14 protein-coding genes are annotated in these 16329 nt (G+C 38.4%); 2 read left to right on the top strand and 12 right to left on the bottom strand.

Translation table 11 applies throughout. The features are described from left to right. Window positions 1-81: 81 nt before the first annotated feature. From IQ247_RS26830 to der, 11 genes are all read right to left on the bottom strand, one after another. Window positions 82-576, bottom strand: coding sequence for a GNAT family N-acetyltransferase (locus IQ247_RS26830; RefSeq protein WP_322745582.1), 495 nt, complete (start codon window positions 574-576; stop codon window positions 82-84). 1 nt (window position 577) lies between these two features. Beyond that, the gene (locus IQ247_RS26825) at window positions 578-796 is read right to left on the bottom strand and encodes a DUF8624 family small hydrophobic protein (protein WP_193924637.1); all 219 of its coding nucleotides are present in this window, start codon (window positions 794-796) and stop codon (window positions 578-580) included. 59 nt (window positions 797-855) lie between these two features. Beyond that, on the bottom strand, window positions 856-1260 hold the full coding sequence (locus IQ247_RS26820) for an ABC transporter permease (protein WP_193924636.1): 405 nt from the start codon (window positions 1258-1260) through the stop codon (window positions 856-858). 683 nt (window positions 1261-1943) lie between these two features. Next, on the bottom strand, window positions 1944-4613 hold the full coding sequence (locus IQ247_RS26815) for a DEAD/DEAH box helicase (protein WP_193924635.1): 2670 nt from the start codon (window positions 4611-4613) through the stop codon (window positions 1944-1946). A gap of 410 nt (window positions 4614-5023) precedes the next feature. Next, on the bottom strand, window positions 5024-5848 hold the full coding sequence (gene proC / locus IQ247_RS26810; protein WP_193924640.1) for a pyrroline-5-carboxylate reductase: 825 nt from the start codon (window positions 5846-5848) through the stop codon (window positions 5024-5026). An 84-nt stretch (window positions 5849-5932) separates the two neighbouring features. After that, complete coding sequence (locus IQ247_RS26805) at window positions 5933-6526, bottom strand: cell division protein SepF (protein ID WP_193924633.1); 594 nt, start codon at window positions 6524-6526, stop codon at window positions 5933-5935. 513 nt (window positions 6527-7039) lie between these two features. Next, window positions 7040-7711: a YggS family pyridoxal phosphate-dependent enzyme gene (locus IQ247_RS26800; RefSeq protein ID WP_193924631.1), complete on the bottom strand. Its 672-nt coding sequence runs from the start codon at window positions 7709-7711 to the stop codon at window positions 7040-7042. Next, window positions 7708-7986, bottom strand: coding sequence for a transcriptional coactivator PipX (pipX, locus tag IQ247_RS26795; protein ID WP_193924629.1), 279 nt, complete (start codon window positions 7984-7986; stop codon window positions 7708-7710). Before pipX ends, IQ247_RS26800 begins: the two co-directional genes overlap by 4 nt. Window positions 7987-8329: 343 nt before the next feature. Continuing rightward, the gene (locus IQ247_RS26790; protein WP_193924627.1) at window positions 8330-9844 is read right to left on the bottom strand and encodes an anthranilate synthase component I; all 1515 of its coding nucleotides are present in this window, start codon (window positions 9842-9844) and stop codon (window positions 8330-8332) included. A 147-nt stretch (window positions 9845-9991) separates the two neighbouring features. Further along, a complete protein-coding gene (locus tag IQ247_RS26785) occupies window positions 9992-10930 on the bottom strand; it encodes an energy-coupling factor transporter transmembrane component T family protein (protein WP_193924625.1) in 939 nt (312 codons plus the stop codon). Between the two features lie 226 nt (window positions 10931-11156). Beyond that, on the bottom strand, window positions 11157-12518 hold the full coding sequence (gene der, locus IQ247_RS26780) for a ribosome biogenesis GTPase Der (RefSeq protein ID WP_193924624.1): 1362 nt from the start codon (window positions 12516-12518) through the stop codon (window positions 11157-11159). Window positions 12519-12637: 119 nt separating this feature from the next. Here der and IQ247_RS26775 point away from each other — a divergent pair, with 119 nt between their 5' ends. Continuing rightward, window positions 12638-13513 (top strand): metallophosphoesterase, encoded by an 876-nt coding sequence (locus IQ247_RS26775; RefSeq protein ID WP_193924622.1) that lies wholly within the window; start codon window positions 12638-12640, stop codon window positions 13511-13513. 51 nt (window positions 13514-13564) lie between these two features. On the opposite strand, the gene IQ247_RS26770 is transcribed toward IQ247_RS26775, so the two are convergent. Continuing rightward, a complete protein-coding gene (locus tag IQ247_RS26770; RefSeq protein ID WP_193924621.1) occupies window positions 13565-14731 on the bottom strand; it encodes a glycosyltransferase 87 family protein in 1167 nt (388 codons plus the stop codon). A 370-nt stretch (window positions 14732-15101) separates the two neighbouring features. Here IQ247_RS26770 and hemE point away from each other — a divergent pair, with 370 nt between their 5' ends. After that, window positions 15102-16178, top strand: coding sequence for a uroporphyrinogen decarboxylase (hemE, locus tag IQ247_RS26765; protein WP_193924620.1), 1077 nt, complete (start codon window positions 15102-15104; stop codon window positions 16176-16178). Window positions 16179-16329: the final 151 nt, after the last annotated feature.

The raw sequence follows: 16329 nt of genomic DNA, 5'->3' as shown, positions 1-16329 counted from the left end.
GGGGAGATGGGGGGAGTTATTAATTATTTATTTAACCTTTAACCTTTGACCTTTAACCTTTGACCTTTGACCTTTAACCTCTCATTGTAAAGGTTTAACCATCCATAGGGATTGGGTTTGATAGCCGAGTTGATTGTAGAGATTTAGTGCAGGTGTGTTTGATTGAAAAACTTGGAGCGCTATTTGAATGTCTCCTCTGTTTTTAGCCCAGGTTTCGGCATACTGCATTAAAGCTGTACCGATACCTTTTCGCCGATGTTCTGGAATGACGTAAAGTAGAAATATGTGTGCGTGACGCAATCCGGTAATTTGGTCGATGGCGTTTCCCATCCACAAGCAAGCAATTGGACGACTGGGGAAAATATCTTTTACTGTTTGGTTTTTTTCTACTGAATATTCTACCCACCATAAGGGGGTATTTTGAGAAAGATATTGCTCGACTGTTTGGGATAAATGAGAAAAATCTTGTCGCGGAAACATATCTTGGTAGGTGCGCTGCATGAATTTCACCAGCAGCGCGAAATCCTTGGTTGAACCGGAACTAACTGTGTAATCCGGCAGTAGTTTTTCTACCACTTTAAGGGTTGTGAGGGAAAGTAGGAAACAAAATTGAGGATACAAACTCTGGTGCTGCTCCATTCTCCCATCTTTCTATGCTCGAAATTCCTTCATCTTCAATTGGTGCGGGGGCTGCCATATCTGAAGGTAAAAAGATGCGAGCGCTAACTGCTACTAAAGCTAGAGTAAAGATTAGTACCGCAATTAACGGGGCGATGTATTGACGTAATATTGCCATATTTTAATGGAGAATTTGAGGTAATGATTGAAATAATTAATTTTGTCTGACTATTTATTTTAACCTGTTCTTTGACGTTCCAAGTCGGCGATCGCCCTTTGCCAATACCAATTTTCTGACATTCCGGGATGATTTTGCTTGAGTTGCTCAATTAAGCGGTTTGCAGTTGCTGTATCTCCAACTAAAGCAAAAAATCGATTTTGTAAATGTGTTTCTTTTTGGCTGGGTTCTTGGGTAGGGTATGGTGGTTGTGTTGACCAAGAACGAGATTGACGCTTTTTTAATTCCCAAAATAAAACAAAATATAAGGTTCCAAAAATAATAATTAAGCTGAGGGTTCCCAGGAAAGTTACTAAATTCAGCGTTAAAAAACCCAAAATTAATTGAGAAAGTACATAACCAAGTATAATCCCTGTCATCATCATAATGACTATGGATATAATAACGACGAATTCTTGCCCCATAAATTTACTTCCTTTTTTCAAGTCTTGGTTTCAGAAATAGGAATTCTTGGTTCCAAGGGGCAAAGACTGGCAATCTGAATATAGTTGAGCTTGGGAGCAGTGGTTAGTAGCTTTAAAGTTACAAATTAAGGTATAGGTTGTTATCCTTAACTGTCCTAATTTACTCATTACTTACTGCCGTATCAACAGTTAAAAGTTAATAATTGATACAAGTTATATTCCAAATTTATTCTTTAGCCAGTGCGCCGACAATGGTCGCAAGTAACCTAATTTCCCTGATTTAACGCAATCTCGGTTTTGGTAAACGGGATTGATCGCAAAAATGAGGGTAGACATATTTGTTACCAAAGCATCGCCTAGTTTGTAAAGACCTATCAATACTTTTATAAATACCTTTAACAATCAGTCGATGCTTACACCCTGGCGTTAGAAAAATTATATTCGATTAAAACTTGAAAAATATCTTGACACAGTTACACTTTACTGTTGTGCCAATACGCCAAATTAAGTAAACGTGAATTGGTTGTTGCAGTATTAGCCATTAGACATCTCCGGAAATTAAATTAATTATGCGTTGTTTGAAACCCTTGTAGAGATGCGAAATTTCGCGTCCCTACATTCTTTCCCGGAGATGTCTATTGTTTATTATGTAGTTAATTATGGGTAAGGTGCAAAATATAAGTTCACTCAACCACTTCATTCACCGGGAACCGATCGATTAACTGCGTCGCCCGTTGAGCATTACGCTTGATGTCTTGTGGTAAATGGGGAACGTGGGGAATTTGCGATAATAAATCTAAGGTACGACGTAAAATTCTCACCACATCTCCTTCATCTAAGGTAGTATTTTCACATAGTTCTACCCAATCCATTCCTAATGCCCATTTTTCCACTAACGCAATTAATTCAAACTCCAACCATACAGGTAAAGCTACACCATATCTATGTTGTAATTGAAACACTTTACGCCGAATTGATCGCAATGAAGCTAAACCATCGATCACTTCACCGCTAAGCTCAAAAAACACTCTACTGTCCGGGCGAGAAGTCTCCGTAACTAAAGCTGCAATGGCTGTAGCAAAATGATGGGGGTCTAATTGATTCAACTTTCCGCTGTTCAGGACTAAACCCAACCATAATTCATTTTCTCCCCTAATTGCAGCCGCCATTTGTCCCAATTGTGTAGGTACTAAATTATCCAAACATTCAAAGTATTGGAGAATTTCGATTAATTTAATAAATTCTTCCCAATGATGTTCCGACTGTTCTGCTACTTGCGATTGCAATTCCTCAAGTTCGGCTTCTAATTCAGCAGCGCGGGCTTGACGTTTGTATACACTAGCTGCATTCCCTAACTCATGTAGGGGGTTACTTTCCATTTGTTCTTGCAAATTTGTAACCAAATGCATCTGTTCTACTACCTCTGGTGCCATGGAAAAATCCGCAGATGATAGGGGAATTTGTGCGGCGATCGCGGCTGAAATTTCATCCCCACGGCAGGATTCTCCTGGTTTCAAGGACAATGTAGATGGTGGTAGCAAATTGGCAGGTACATCAATGCGGGGTAGATGAGCGTACAAATCGATCGCATCATGAACAGAAGTTACATACCAACGGTTATCACTTCCCAAACATACCAAGAAAGGTGCTTGTCGAGAACCTTGTGTTTTCCCGATTAATACTGCTGTTACGGGTGCAGAAACTTTGACATTTTCACCATATAGACTTAACAGTGTTCCGGAAACAGCAAAACTCAGCATCATGCTCAATTCTTCTTTCCGGGATTCTACGGATTGCTCTTGCAAAGTTTTCAGTAATTTCCGCTCCACTTTCAAACGCTGACGCACTTTTTCATACTGCGCTACGTCCTCATCGCTAATTTGAGCGATTTGCGCCTGAACTTCTGCTGATTGCTGTCTTGCCTCAGAAATCTTTTTATACTGCGGCTGTAAATGTAGATTCGCTAAATATTGCCCGAAACTGCGTTCTACCAATTCTTTCGCTTCTGCTAATGTATGGGTTTGTAGTAAATTTAACACCATACCGTAACTGGGTGTAAACTGACTTACTAATGGGTCTGGTTTCGATGTCGCTAAATATCCAGCTTCTTTGGTGCCTTCAAAGGGAGTTTGCAGCGTTACCACATGACCGACTTCATCCATACCGCGACGACCGGCTCTTCCAGCCATCTGTAAAAATTCGGAAGGATTTAATAAACGATGTCCGTTATCAGTACGTTTAGAAAGGGTGGAAATTACTGTTGTTCTTGCAGGCATATTAATACCAGCAGCGAGAGTTTCTGTTGCAAATACAACCTTAATTAAACCCTGCTGAAATAGTTCTTCAACTAAACCTTTCCAAGCGGGTAAAATTCCGGCATGGTGGGCAGCAATTCCTCGATACAGCGGAGCTACGTGTCCCGCACGACCTGCATCGGGATTACGAGTCAGAAATTCATCAATTTGAGGTCGTAATCTTTGCGCTTCATCTCCATTCACCAGCCATAAATCCCCCACATCAGCCACAGCGCGATCGCAACCCCGGCGGCTGAAAATAAAGTAAATTGCTGGTAGCATATCTCTAGAACGCAAATGTTCTAAAATATAGCTGATACTCGGAGATTCTTGTCTAGCAACGTGTCTGCTTCTTTCCCCTTTCCTTTTCCTGGGGACGAGACGAGGATTTAATTGAGTTTTTTCTTTATTAAGTAAAGGAAACAGCCCCCTACTATTACCAAAATGAAATTGTAAAGGAACCGGACGAAAATCCGAATAAATTAAATCCGTAGGACCGTGAACTTGATTCAACCAATCAGTCAACTGGTCGCTATTATCAACTGTTGCCGAAAGAGCTACAAGTTGAATTGATTCCGGACAGTAAATAATTGACTCTTCCCAAACCGTCCCTCGTTGACGGTCATTCATATAGTGGCATTCATCTAACACCACCGCTTCCACATCTATTAAAGAGGTACCAACTTGTCCAATAGGTGTACCGTAGAGCATATTACGGAAAATTTCCGTAGTCATCACCAAAATTGGAGCATCTCGGTTGACAGAAACATCTCCAGTCAACAGACCTACCGCATCAAAACCAAATTCCGAACGGAAATCCCGTAATTTTTGATTTGACAGCGCTTTGAGAGGAGTCGTGTAAAATACTCGCTTACCTCGCGCTAAGGCACGATAGATAGCGTATTCGCCCACTAAAGTTTTACCAGAACCCGTGGGCGCGCACACTACAACGGAACGTCCAGCATTTAGAGAAGCTATGGCATCATGTTGGAATTGATCGAGTTCAAAAGGAAAAACGGAACTCGGATCAACATCTGGGGTTAGGGCAGAATAATTCACTCAAATTTTAATTGCATCCAAACTGATTTTTAACTACATGATTCAAATCGCATTAAGCACGAATCAATCAGGTTCTCTTACGCGGCTTACACGTATTATACTTATACTGCATTGAATTTGAATCACTTTCTCGACAATTTGTAAAAAACCAGGCAATTGGTAATTGGTAATTGGTAATTGGTAATTGGTAATTAAAATCCGTGTAATCATTTTTAATCCATGATTAGAATTGGGAATTGGGAATTGGGAAATAGTTCTCGAAGTGACAATTAATAAGTTATGAATTTATTGCTCGCAGTTCCCCATCCCCCATCCCCCATTACCCATTACCCATTATCCATTACCCATTACCCATTACCCATTACCCATTACCCATTACCCATTACCCATTACCCATTACCCATTACCCATTACCCATTACCCATTCCCAATTCTTGAGAGCGCTTAGTAGCTGCTTTCACGGCTTCAATTAATGCAGAACGAAATCCGGCTCGTTCTAATTGGGTAATCCCGGCAATTGTCGTACCTCCGGGGCTGGTAACTTTATCTTTCAATACTGCTGGATGCATTTTACTTTCTTGTAATAATTGTGCTGTTCCCAATACGGTTTGTAATGCTAGCTGACTGGCGATCGCTCTTGATAAACCTGCGGCAACTCCTCCGTCAGCAAGGGCTTCTACCATTAATGCCACATAAGCCGGGCCACTACCGGAAAGTCCAGTAACTGCATCCATCAGATGTTCGGGTACTTCTACGACTTCCCCTACTGCTGTAAACAGTTGTTTTGCTATCTCCGTATCTTTGGCTTTAGTGTAAGCACCATTACAAATCGCAGTCATTCCTGCACCGACTGTAGCGGGTGTGTTTGGCATGGCTCTAATCACAGGAAAACTAGGGAAAGCTGCTTCTAATTGATGTAATGTGACTCCTGCCAAAATAGAAACTATTAATGGTTTACTTCCAGTTTCCATTACCCCTGCTAACTCTTGAGCAATTGCACTGAAAATCTGAGGCTTTATTGCTAAAAATACTACTTCTGTTGCTTGAGCAAAGGCCACGCTGCTATCGGCGATCGCCAAAATTTTGTATTCTTGCTCTAAATAAACCCGACGTTCGGAAAGTCGTTCGCTGACAATAAATTCTGATGGTTGATATATTCCACAACTGATAAGACGGGATAATAATGCTTCACCCATTACCCCGCCACCAATTAAGCCAAATTTTTTATTCGTCATTGCCCCGAAAGGTAATTGATCATTTGTCATTGGTCATCAGGCAAAAAGCGGACTAATGACTAATGACTAATGACTAGTTTATCCTTATTGTGCCATGTGGTTCGGTTCGTTTCCCCAAGCTTGAGTCGGTGGATTGCTGCGACTACGTACTGGTGGTTGAGGAACTTCGTGAAGTACTCCACCAGTTGTGCTGACCTGTACGCAGCTAGGGGTGAACAAAAATATACTTTCCCCAATGCGCTCTTGATGTCCATCAAGGGCGTAAGTTCCTCCTGCAACAAAATCTACAGCACGCTGAGCTTGATCTGGGTCCATGATTGTTAAATTTAACACCACAGACTTGCGTTCGCGCAATGCTTGAATCGCTTGGGGCATTTCTTCAAAAGTGCGTGGTTCTAACACTAATACTTCCGAAATACCGTTTAATACTCCTGGCATACCAATAACATTATTCATAGATTTTGCAGTGGAAGGGGACGCGACATCACTTCCCATTGTAGGCATCCCTTCGCGCCAACGTCGATTAACTGCAACACTTTCTGGTTGAGGAGCAGGTACTTGATTTTGCTCCTGATACAGATTTTCGTAACCGTCTGCCTCTGGTTCTTCTTCGTAATATTCGTACTCTACTGGTTCGTTTAATCCTACAAAGTCTCTCAATCTGGAAAATATATTCATTGTTACGCTCCTGGTGCCAATCATCTTTCATTGAGAAGGTAAAAATTGCTTTTGTCAACTTTTACCGCTACAAACAGAAAATAATTGTCATAATTTATCGCCATTTGTAGCATATTTTACGAGCTTTTGGATTATTACAACGCGATCGCAACGTTGTTACCTCAAACACGTACAATAATGAGTCAAGATTATATCCTAGTAGTTATACAATGGAAAGTTGTTTTTACCCCTTATTTCATTTTCTTATACTTTTGTAGATACTATATCTTTTGTTGCTTTTGCAACTAGCGTACTAAATAATTATTCTGTATCAAATTGTGATACTTTTCATCCTGTGGTGAAGTGAAATATCTCCCCTAGGATAGACGTTCGCCAGTTTTAATGCTAATGCTGGCGAATCACGGCTTATCTATCAAAAGGTAGATTTATTGTCAATTGGGCAGATTTTTCTTCTCCCAGCTTAAAACCAAGTCATACCAAGGTTTTTCGCTTTTTCTGCCTAAATGTTCTGACTTATACAGAACGTTCTCCAAATAAAATTGTCCCTAAACGTATCATGGTTGCACCACATTCAATTGCTAGCTGATAATCTCCTGACATTCCCATGGAAAGCTGGTTGATTTTGATGTTTGACAAGTTGCGATCGCCAATTTCTGCCATCAATTGTTGTGTTCGATTAAACACCTGGAGAATCTCTGAACTATCTAATCCTAATGGTGGAATTGTCATCAAACCTTGAATTTGTAAATTTTTGCATCGGTCAAGTTCCGTTAAATCGTCTAAAAGTTGCTGTATCGTCCACCCAGATTTATCTGGATCGGGAAGAATTTTGACTTGCAAGCAAATGAAGGGATCAACTGCTAACTCTTGTGCCAAAAGGTTCAAACGTTGTGCTAATTTCAGGCTATCTACGGAATGAATCCATTGAAAATAAGAAAGAGCTTGTTTGGCTTTATTGCTTTGTAGATGTCCAATAAAGTGCCAGGTAATACCCGATAAGTCTTGCAGCGCGTCAATTTTGCTTGCAGCTTCTTGAATACGGCTTTCGCCAAAATCTCGGACACCAGCGTCATATGCTTCACGCATGGCTGCAACCGAGACTTTTTTACTAACAGCAATCAATTTTACAGACTCCGGAAGCGAGTCTTGAACCTTGCGGATACGTTCTGCGATCGAACTACTCATTGGAATGTGCGTTTAAAAATACTAGTGAGTTGATCGTACTCAATAGATTGTCCGCTGCGACGCAGGTTACGCAAACGATTTTCCAGCATCATTCTCGCTTCGGTACGTCCTACTGGTTGGAATTTAACGCCTTTCTCATCATGGGCGACCAGGAAAAACAGGCGTTGAGCATACAATGTGGTAAAAAGTTCTTGGCTTTGATCCACCATACAAATTCTGTAGAGTAATCCCCAAGTTGGATGATTCAAGTAGGTTTCCGAGTGTTCTGAGTTCATTTATTAGTCAAGGTACGAGTACATATATCTTTTCGCCGCTAAAAACAAAAACTCGGACTCTCTTTAATAAGATATTGCCGAAAATTTTGTTTTCTATGTTTAAAATAAAGGCAGGCGCGGTATTTATTTGCACAAAAATAAATCTATGTGCTATCGAACGGCAAATGAAATAGTAAATGGCTGGGACTTTCTTTGGATTTGATCAAAAAGTCTTTATTATATCAATTCTGCCATAATTGTTAACTGTTTTTTGTAGAAAAAAAATAACAATAAATTAACAATTCTCATAGCCATTGCCATTTGACTGTAAAGCTATTGACTGTTTACCGTTTACTGTTCATTGTTAAACTTGTTGAAGTGCCGCCAAAAGTGCTTGCGCTTTGTGCAGAGATTCATACCATTCTTTTTGAGGATTGCTATCTGCGACAATTCCGGCTCCAACTTGTCCCCAAACAGAATTAAGAGTTGGGTAATCTAGATTCACCTCTGGTATGGAGCTAGATAAATCATATGGTTTAATGTCAGATGGAACAAGAGAGTTAAAAGACTTACTTGCTTGTGGAGTCACTAATAAAGTACGAATCAAGATATTTAAATCTAAATTACCACTTAGATCCAAGTAGCCGCAGGAACCATAAAATAAACTGCGTTTTACAGGTTCGAGTTCTTCGATAATTTCCATACAGCGAACTTTAGGACAACCAGTAATCGTACCACCTGGAAACATCCCACGAATCAGATCGATTGCAGTACATCTGTTTTGTAAATGTTTCCCTTTAAAGTCGTTATATCTTAAAGTCCCTTTGATATTGCTAACCAGATGCATCACATGACTGTAACGCTCAATCGTCAGCAATTCATCTACCTTTACGCTTCCCCATTCACAAACTCGTCCCAAATCATTCCGCTCCAAATCTACAAGCATAATATGTTCGGCTCGTTCTTTGCTGTCACTGAGCAATTCTTGTGCTAGTTGCAAATCTTCTTCGGGAGTCGCACCCCGCTTACGTGTACCCGCAATTGGTCGAGTTTGAGCAAGCCCTTCATATAATTGAACTAATCTTTCCGGGGAACAGCTAACAATTTCACCCCAAGGAGTTTTAAAATAGCTAGCAAAAGGAGAAGGATTGATTTTTTGTAAAGCTTGGTAAATTTCCCATCCCGAAGCAAATGTTTGAGTTTCAAAGCGAACGGATAAATTAGTTTGAAAAATATCCCCTGCTTGAATATACTTTTTTGCTTGCAAAACAGCCGCTTCATAATCAGCTTGAGAGCTAAGTAACCGCAGGGTGGATATATCCGGGATTGAACGTGGAGAATTGGAAGAATTGGAAGAATTGGGTTTTTCTTGTTGAAGTTGATCAATTAGATCATCAAGTTGATTTGTACTGCTTGCAGCTAACCACAAAACTTGTTCCCAATGATCCAAAACTGCAAAACATTCTGGTTCGTACCAAAAAGCGACTGGAAACGGTAAAGTATCAGATTTGAGCTTGGGTAGCGCTTCAATTTCCTCAGCAACATCATAACCCAACCAACCCAACCAACCCCCAGTAAATGGAAGAGGGGGATAAAAGGAATCAGCCTTGGTTTTTTTTGCGAGTAATTGTTCAAGAAAAGGTAATATTCCACCTAAATCGGGTGTCCACAACTGAGGAACACCATCAATTATCCGGGGATTACCAGCGCAAATTGAGTAATGAGCTAATTGGGGATTTTCTTGAGGTATTGGATAAGGACTTTCTAAAAGAGTCGCTATATTACAATTAGAAATAAATAAACTAGCAAAAACATCACTACCAGTACGCTGCTCCAAAGGAAGTTTTTGCCAATACCAAGGATCGAGTTCACTCATCATTTAGGTTAAAGGTTATAGGTTATAGGTTATAGGTTAAAGGTTATAGGTCAACCAACAACTAATAACCATCAACCAACCACTATCAACTAACAACTAACAACTAACAACCATCAACTAACAACCATCAACCAACAACCAACCATTGCATCAATTAACTTCATTTCCAATCGTGAAGCGTACTCCCCAAAATAGAATTAATCCTAAAATTGCCAGCCAGTCAAAACTTGTCAAACGTAAATTATGCCATTGAACTCGGTGTTTATTGGGACCAGTAAAACCCCGTACTACAATACCATTAGCCATTTGCTCCGCTCGCAAAAGTAAATTTTGTAACAATCGTTCAGCGATGATCATCCAAACTTTGACTGCTCCTTTCAAACCCAATTTTTTCCAATTAATTGCCCTAGTCATTACCGAGCGGACTAAATTTTGAATTTCTTCTAAAACAAGAGGAATAAAGCGCAAAGATAAAGTTAAAGTTAAAGCAATTTCCGTAACTGGTACTTTAAATCGCCTTAACGGCCGCATCAAAGTTTCTATCCCAGCTGTAATTTCTTCCGGTGCAGTTGTCAGTAAATATAAGGTAGTACTGTATAGAACTGTAAAAAAAATACTGCTCAAACGTAATGCTAAATCAAAGGAATGCCGTGTTACTCTTACAGGTCCTTTAGCAAACAATACATAATTATATTCTTGGGAATTTTCAAGATTAAATATCGATAAAATCGGATTTTTGCTATTATCAGAATTTGAGGCTTTACTTACAATTTGCTGATTTTCAGGTAAGCGCGGTTGATAATCAATTCCCATTCCATCAGGGCTTAAAGATGCAATAATTAAAACCAGAAAGCAAACTGACAGCAAATAACCCATTTGTTTCTGCCACACTCTCCGAGGAATACCCGAAATTAATGTGATAAAAATTAGTAATGCAGCAAGCATTATTCGCCATAAAGTATTAGCAAAAATGTAAGTAGTTAAAAAACTCATCAACCATATGAGCTTAACTCGTGGGTCGAGTTTATGCAGCCAAGTTATCGGTTGTTCTAAGTAAAGTCCTAGCGGTAGGGAACGTAGTAAATCCATTTGGAAGTTAGGAGTTATCAGATTTTAGATTTTAGATTTTAGATTTTGGATTAAATAATTAATTATTTGATTCGCTGTAATATCAAATCGCTGAAACTATAAAAAATACAATGTACTTAATCCTGATTATCTCTTAAGCACTCACTTATCTAGAAAGGGTGACTAATTAACAATTTAACGGTCAATCCAAAATCCAAAATCTAAAATCGATTGACCTTTAATCTGTTTAAACCTTAGTCGCTCTATTCGCAGTAACATTTTCCATTTCGCGAGTTTTTTTACTGCGCCATAAAAGACGAATCGGAGTACCTCTAAACCCTAATTGATCTCGGAATTGACGCTCAATATAACGGCGATAATTGTCGTTAAAACGTTTAGAATCGTTGACAAACAAAGCAATGGTAGGAGGTTCGGTACTAACTTGAGTTCCGTAATAAATTCTTCCTTGTTTTCCACCACGACTAGCAGGTGGTGAATGCCAACGGACGGCTTCTTCTAAAACTTCGTTAATTACTGAAGTACTTACCCGACGTTTATGTTGTTCTACAGCTTGATTAACTAAATCTAATATTTTGATTACACGCTGTCCTGTTAAAGCACTTACAAAAATTGTTTCTGACCATTCGGAAAAATGCAGTCTACCTGATAGATGTTTTTCATACTCGTAAATGGTATAAGAATCTTTTTCAATTGCATCCCATTTATTTACAACTGTGATGCAAGCTTTACCTTCATCAATTATTCTTCCGGCTAATTTTTGGTCTTGATCCGTGATTCCATCAAGGGCATCTATGACAAATAAAACTACATTGGAACGCCGAATTGCTTTAAAAGCACGGTTAATACTAAAGAATTCGGTACCGTAATCAATATTTTTCTTTCTTCTAATACCTGCTGTATCAATCAAGCGGTAAACTTGCCCATCATGTTCTATAAAGCTATCAATTGCATCGCGAGTAGTACCGGAGATTGGACTAACAATTGCTCTTTCACTGCCAACAAAAGAATTTAATAAACTTGATTTCCCTACATTTGGTCGTCCAATAATTGCGACTTTGATCTCGTTGTTGTCTACAATTTCGGAACTTGATGGCAGATAATTAACTAATTCATCTAGCAATTCTCCCGTTCCATTACCATGAATTCCTGATACAGGGAATGGTTCACCCAATCCTAACTGCCAAAAATCAGCGGCTTGAAGTAATCCCTGTTCTGGAGATTCGCATTTATTCACAGCAAGCAATACTGGTACTGACTGATGCCGCAACCATTCCGCAATTTCTTGGTCTGCATCTGTTGCACCAGCTTGTCCATCTACTACAAAAATAGCCGCACTAGCTTCAGCCAAGGCTATCATTGCTTGTTGACGAATGAACGGTAAAAATTCCGTATCGTCGTTGAATATCAAACCACCCGTATCGACTACCAAAAATTCGCGATCGCCCCAAAATGCGTTTAAATAAGTACGATCTCGCGTCACTCCGGGTTCATCGTGAACGATAGCTGATTGCTGTTTGGCTAAACGATTAACTATAGTCGATTTGCCCACATTCGGGCGACCAATAATAGCTACTATAGGAAGACTCATAACGGATACTCCTGAAGCTCCAAACCTTTATTGTAACTATATGAGGGAAACAGTTCAAAATAATTCAAAAGTCTGATCAAAATTATTGTTTTTGCTGATGAAATCGGAACAATGGATGAATGAAACACACAATCCTTTTAAAAGCTCGAATGTTATTGTTAAGTTTTATCCAAATTATTAAATTTATTATCAAATTTCTTTTTATTACAAGTACTTGCATTTTATTATACGCTCACTTTATTGAGCCGAATTGGATTGATGTCAATTATGTGCAGCTAAAGTTACCAAATTTAGCATCGGAATTTAACGGCTATCGTATCGTACAAATCAGCGATATTCATGTTGACAAACAAACTAAAAAACGGCGGTTAAATAATATTTTCCGGCTGGTAAATCAGCAGAAACCAGATTTGATTGCCATTACGGGAGATTTTGTAACTCGTCGGCAAGCTAAATTTATTCCTAAATTAAAAGCTACTTTAGGTCAACTGAGTGCTTCACATAAAACAGTAGCAGTATTAGGTAATCACGATTACTGGGCAGATGCCAAAAAAATTAGCGAAGTTTTAGCACAAACTGATATTCTTAATCTTGCTAATAAAGTTTACACTGTCAAACGAGATAATGCCATGCTGCATATTGCAGGTGTAGATGATGTTTGGGTAGGTAAAGACCGTTTAGACTTGGTATTACAGCAGTTACCTCAAGCAGGTGCAGCAATTTTACTTGCACACGAACCAGATTTTGCAGATACCAGCGCCATGACAAATCGGTTTGATTTACAACTATCTGGACATTCCCATGCTGGACAAATACGCATACCTTTTTTAGAGCCACCATTATTACCGGCTTTGGGTCAAAAATACTATGATGGACTTTACAAGGTAGGAGAAATGTTTCAATATACTAATCGAGGTGTAGGTATGACTGGACTACATTTACGGTTTAGTTCGCGTCCGGAAATAACGGTATTTATATTACAAAATAGGCAATAGGAAATAGGGAAGGGCTAACTGAGCAGTAAATATATAAATAATTTTACTTGGCTACTTACAATAACCCCTTCGACCTTGAATTAAAAGATGTCCTAAGGCAATTATCCAAATAATAAGTTGTATAAATTCTAAGTTAGCAAAATCTATAAATATTGCTGGTAGCCATAAAGTTAACGAGACTAAAATCAAAAAAAACACATTTAATTTATTAGTGTTTTCAAAAGTAATGTTAATAATAGCTAATAACAAAAATATCAACATAGGATTATCATAAATTCTATGATAAGTAAAAACTCGACCAATAACACAACAAATAGCGAATAAATTTAACAGCGAATAATTACGACAAAGATAAATTATAGTAGTAACTACTAGTATACCTATTATCCCTAGGAATAAACTTGCTTGTTTAGGGTCAAAGCCCAAAGCAGTAAAAAGATGAATACCAGAATAACCTTTGTCAGCAAAATATTTTGACTGCCCAAAAATTTTATCGAGCATATAAATAGGAGTCAATTTAGTAATTATCCAAATATTTATACTACCCAAGATTATATAAAGAAAAAACGCTAAAATTGCTTGCAAACGTTTTTGAATTATCAATATAAAAAAATACAAAGCTGAAATATTCGGTTTAACCATTGCTATACCAAATATTAAACCAGCCCAAATATTTTTATTTCTTTCAATTAGCCAAAACATGATAATTAGTAAAGCATTAATTATAATTGCATAATTCCCCATCTCAAGTGTAGATTTATGACTACTAATGGCTAAACTAGCAGTTAAAGAAAATAACGCTTGATGCCTTCCATAAGGAAGTCCAATTTGATAAGCAAAAACTGCTAAAATCACAAGTGATAAAATATTTAGAACTACATGATATAAACGAGTTAATTCCCAGGAAATAGGAGGAAATAAAAAAAATCCCGTAAAAAATGCCCAAGGAGGATATCCACCCGAATCTATTACTCCAATCTCTGGAATAATATTTGGAGAACCTTTCATTGCATTATAAGGATAAATTCCCCGATATATATATTGTTGTTCTTGCCATCGTGAAAATAAATCAAAGGCACGATTTTCAGTTATCAGTAAATCGTAAAACCCAAGAGACAAATAAATTAAGCTAATAAAAAGTAGTAGAAGAGATATTAAAGATAATACTCTTTCTCCCTGAGAACTTGCTTGTTTAGAAAAGATTTTTTTTAGGTTCATAAAAATTTGACTAAAAAAATAATTATAAAGAATTAATTATAAATTATCTAAATTATCTAAATTATTCCTATGAACTTTTGGGCAAAAAATGTGTATTGATTTAGAGAAATATTTGTAAAAATAGCTAAAAATAACAAAAACTATCTTTTGCCTTTTAAGAAAATCCTAGCTTATGGAAGTGTTTTGATACAGTAGATAATATTAAGTATTATAAAACTTGCTGACAACAATTATCAGCCTACTAAACTTGACCGCAATCGTGACAACTTAATATTTTGAAACAAAAAGCCCAAAAAAGCGCAATCAAAGAATGGTAATCTGATAAACATCATAGATGTCAATAAACTAGTTATTTAGTAGGAATTATTAAATGGGTGTTTCCTCTAACACGCCTCATTTGCTCCGAGCCGCTCGCGGAGAAGTTGTAAGCCGTCCCCCCGTGTGGATGATGCGGCAGGCTGGACGATATATGAAAGCTTATCGCGATTTAAGGGAAAAATACCCTTCTTTTCGCGAACGTTCGGAAATTGCCGAAGTTGCCATCGAAATTTCATTACAACCCTGGAAAGCTTTTCAACCCGACGGGGTAATTTTGTTTTCCGATATCGTGACTCCTTTACCCGGTATCGGTATTGAGATGGATATTGCCGAAGGTAAAGGACCTATTATTGAAAATCCTATTCGTACCCAAGAGCAAATTGATGGTCTACATCCTTTGCAACCTGATGAATCTTTACCATTCATCAAAACAATTTTGCAATCCTTACGAGCAGAAGTAGGCAATAAATCAACAGTACTCGGTTTTGTCGGTGCGCCGTGGACTTTAGCTGCTTATGTAGTAGAAGGAAAAGGTTCTAAAACTTATTCTATTATCAAGAATATGGCTTTTTCTGAACCTGCCATACTGCACCAACTATTAGCAAAATTATCAGATTCCATCGCCACTTACATCCGTTATCAAATTGATTGTGGCGCTCAAGTAGTACAAATGTTTGATTCTTGGGCGGGTCAATTAAGTCCTCAAGATTACGAAACTTTTGCTTTACCTTATCAAAAAAGAGTATTCGAGCAAGTAAAGCAAACCCATCCAGACACACCATTAATTCTTCTCATCAGTGGAAGTGCGGGTTTATTAGAAAGAATGAATAAATCTGGTGCGGACATAATCAGCGTAGACTGGACAGTAGACATGGCAGATGCGCGGATGAGATTGGGTAAAGAAATGAAAGTACAGGGAAATCTCGATCCAGGAGTACTGTTCGGTTCTCAAGAATTCATTCGCGATCGCATTCACGACACGGTTCGTAAAGCCGGAAATTGGGGTCATATTCTTAACCTCGGACACGGTGTTTTACCCACCACACCAGAAGAGAATGTTGCATTCTTCTTTGAAACCGCAAAGCAGTTGAATACAACCAGAAGCGAAGTTTTAACAGCTGCAAAGTGAATAGGAGTGAGGAGTTAGGAGTTAGGAGTTAGGAGTGAGGAGTTAGGAGTTAGGAGTTAGGAGTTAGGAGTTAGGAGTGAGGAGTTAGGAGTTAGGAGTTAGGAGTTAGGAGTTAAAAGTATTATTTAAATTTCTCCCCATCCCCCCATCC

Source organism: Plectonema cf. radiosum LEGE 06105 (genome assembly GCF_015207665.1).
Lineage (GTDB): Bacteria > Cyanobacteriota > Cyanobacteriia > Cyanobacteriales > Nostocaceae > Rivularia > Rivularia radiosa_A.
The sequence above is the reverse complement of the archived record's forward strand: the minus strand, read 5'-3'. Positions and strand labels throughout refer to the sequence as shown.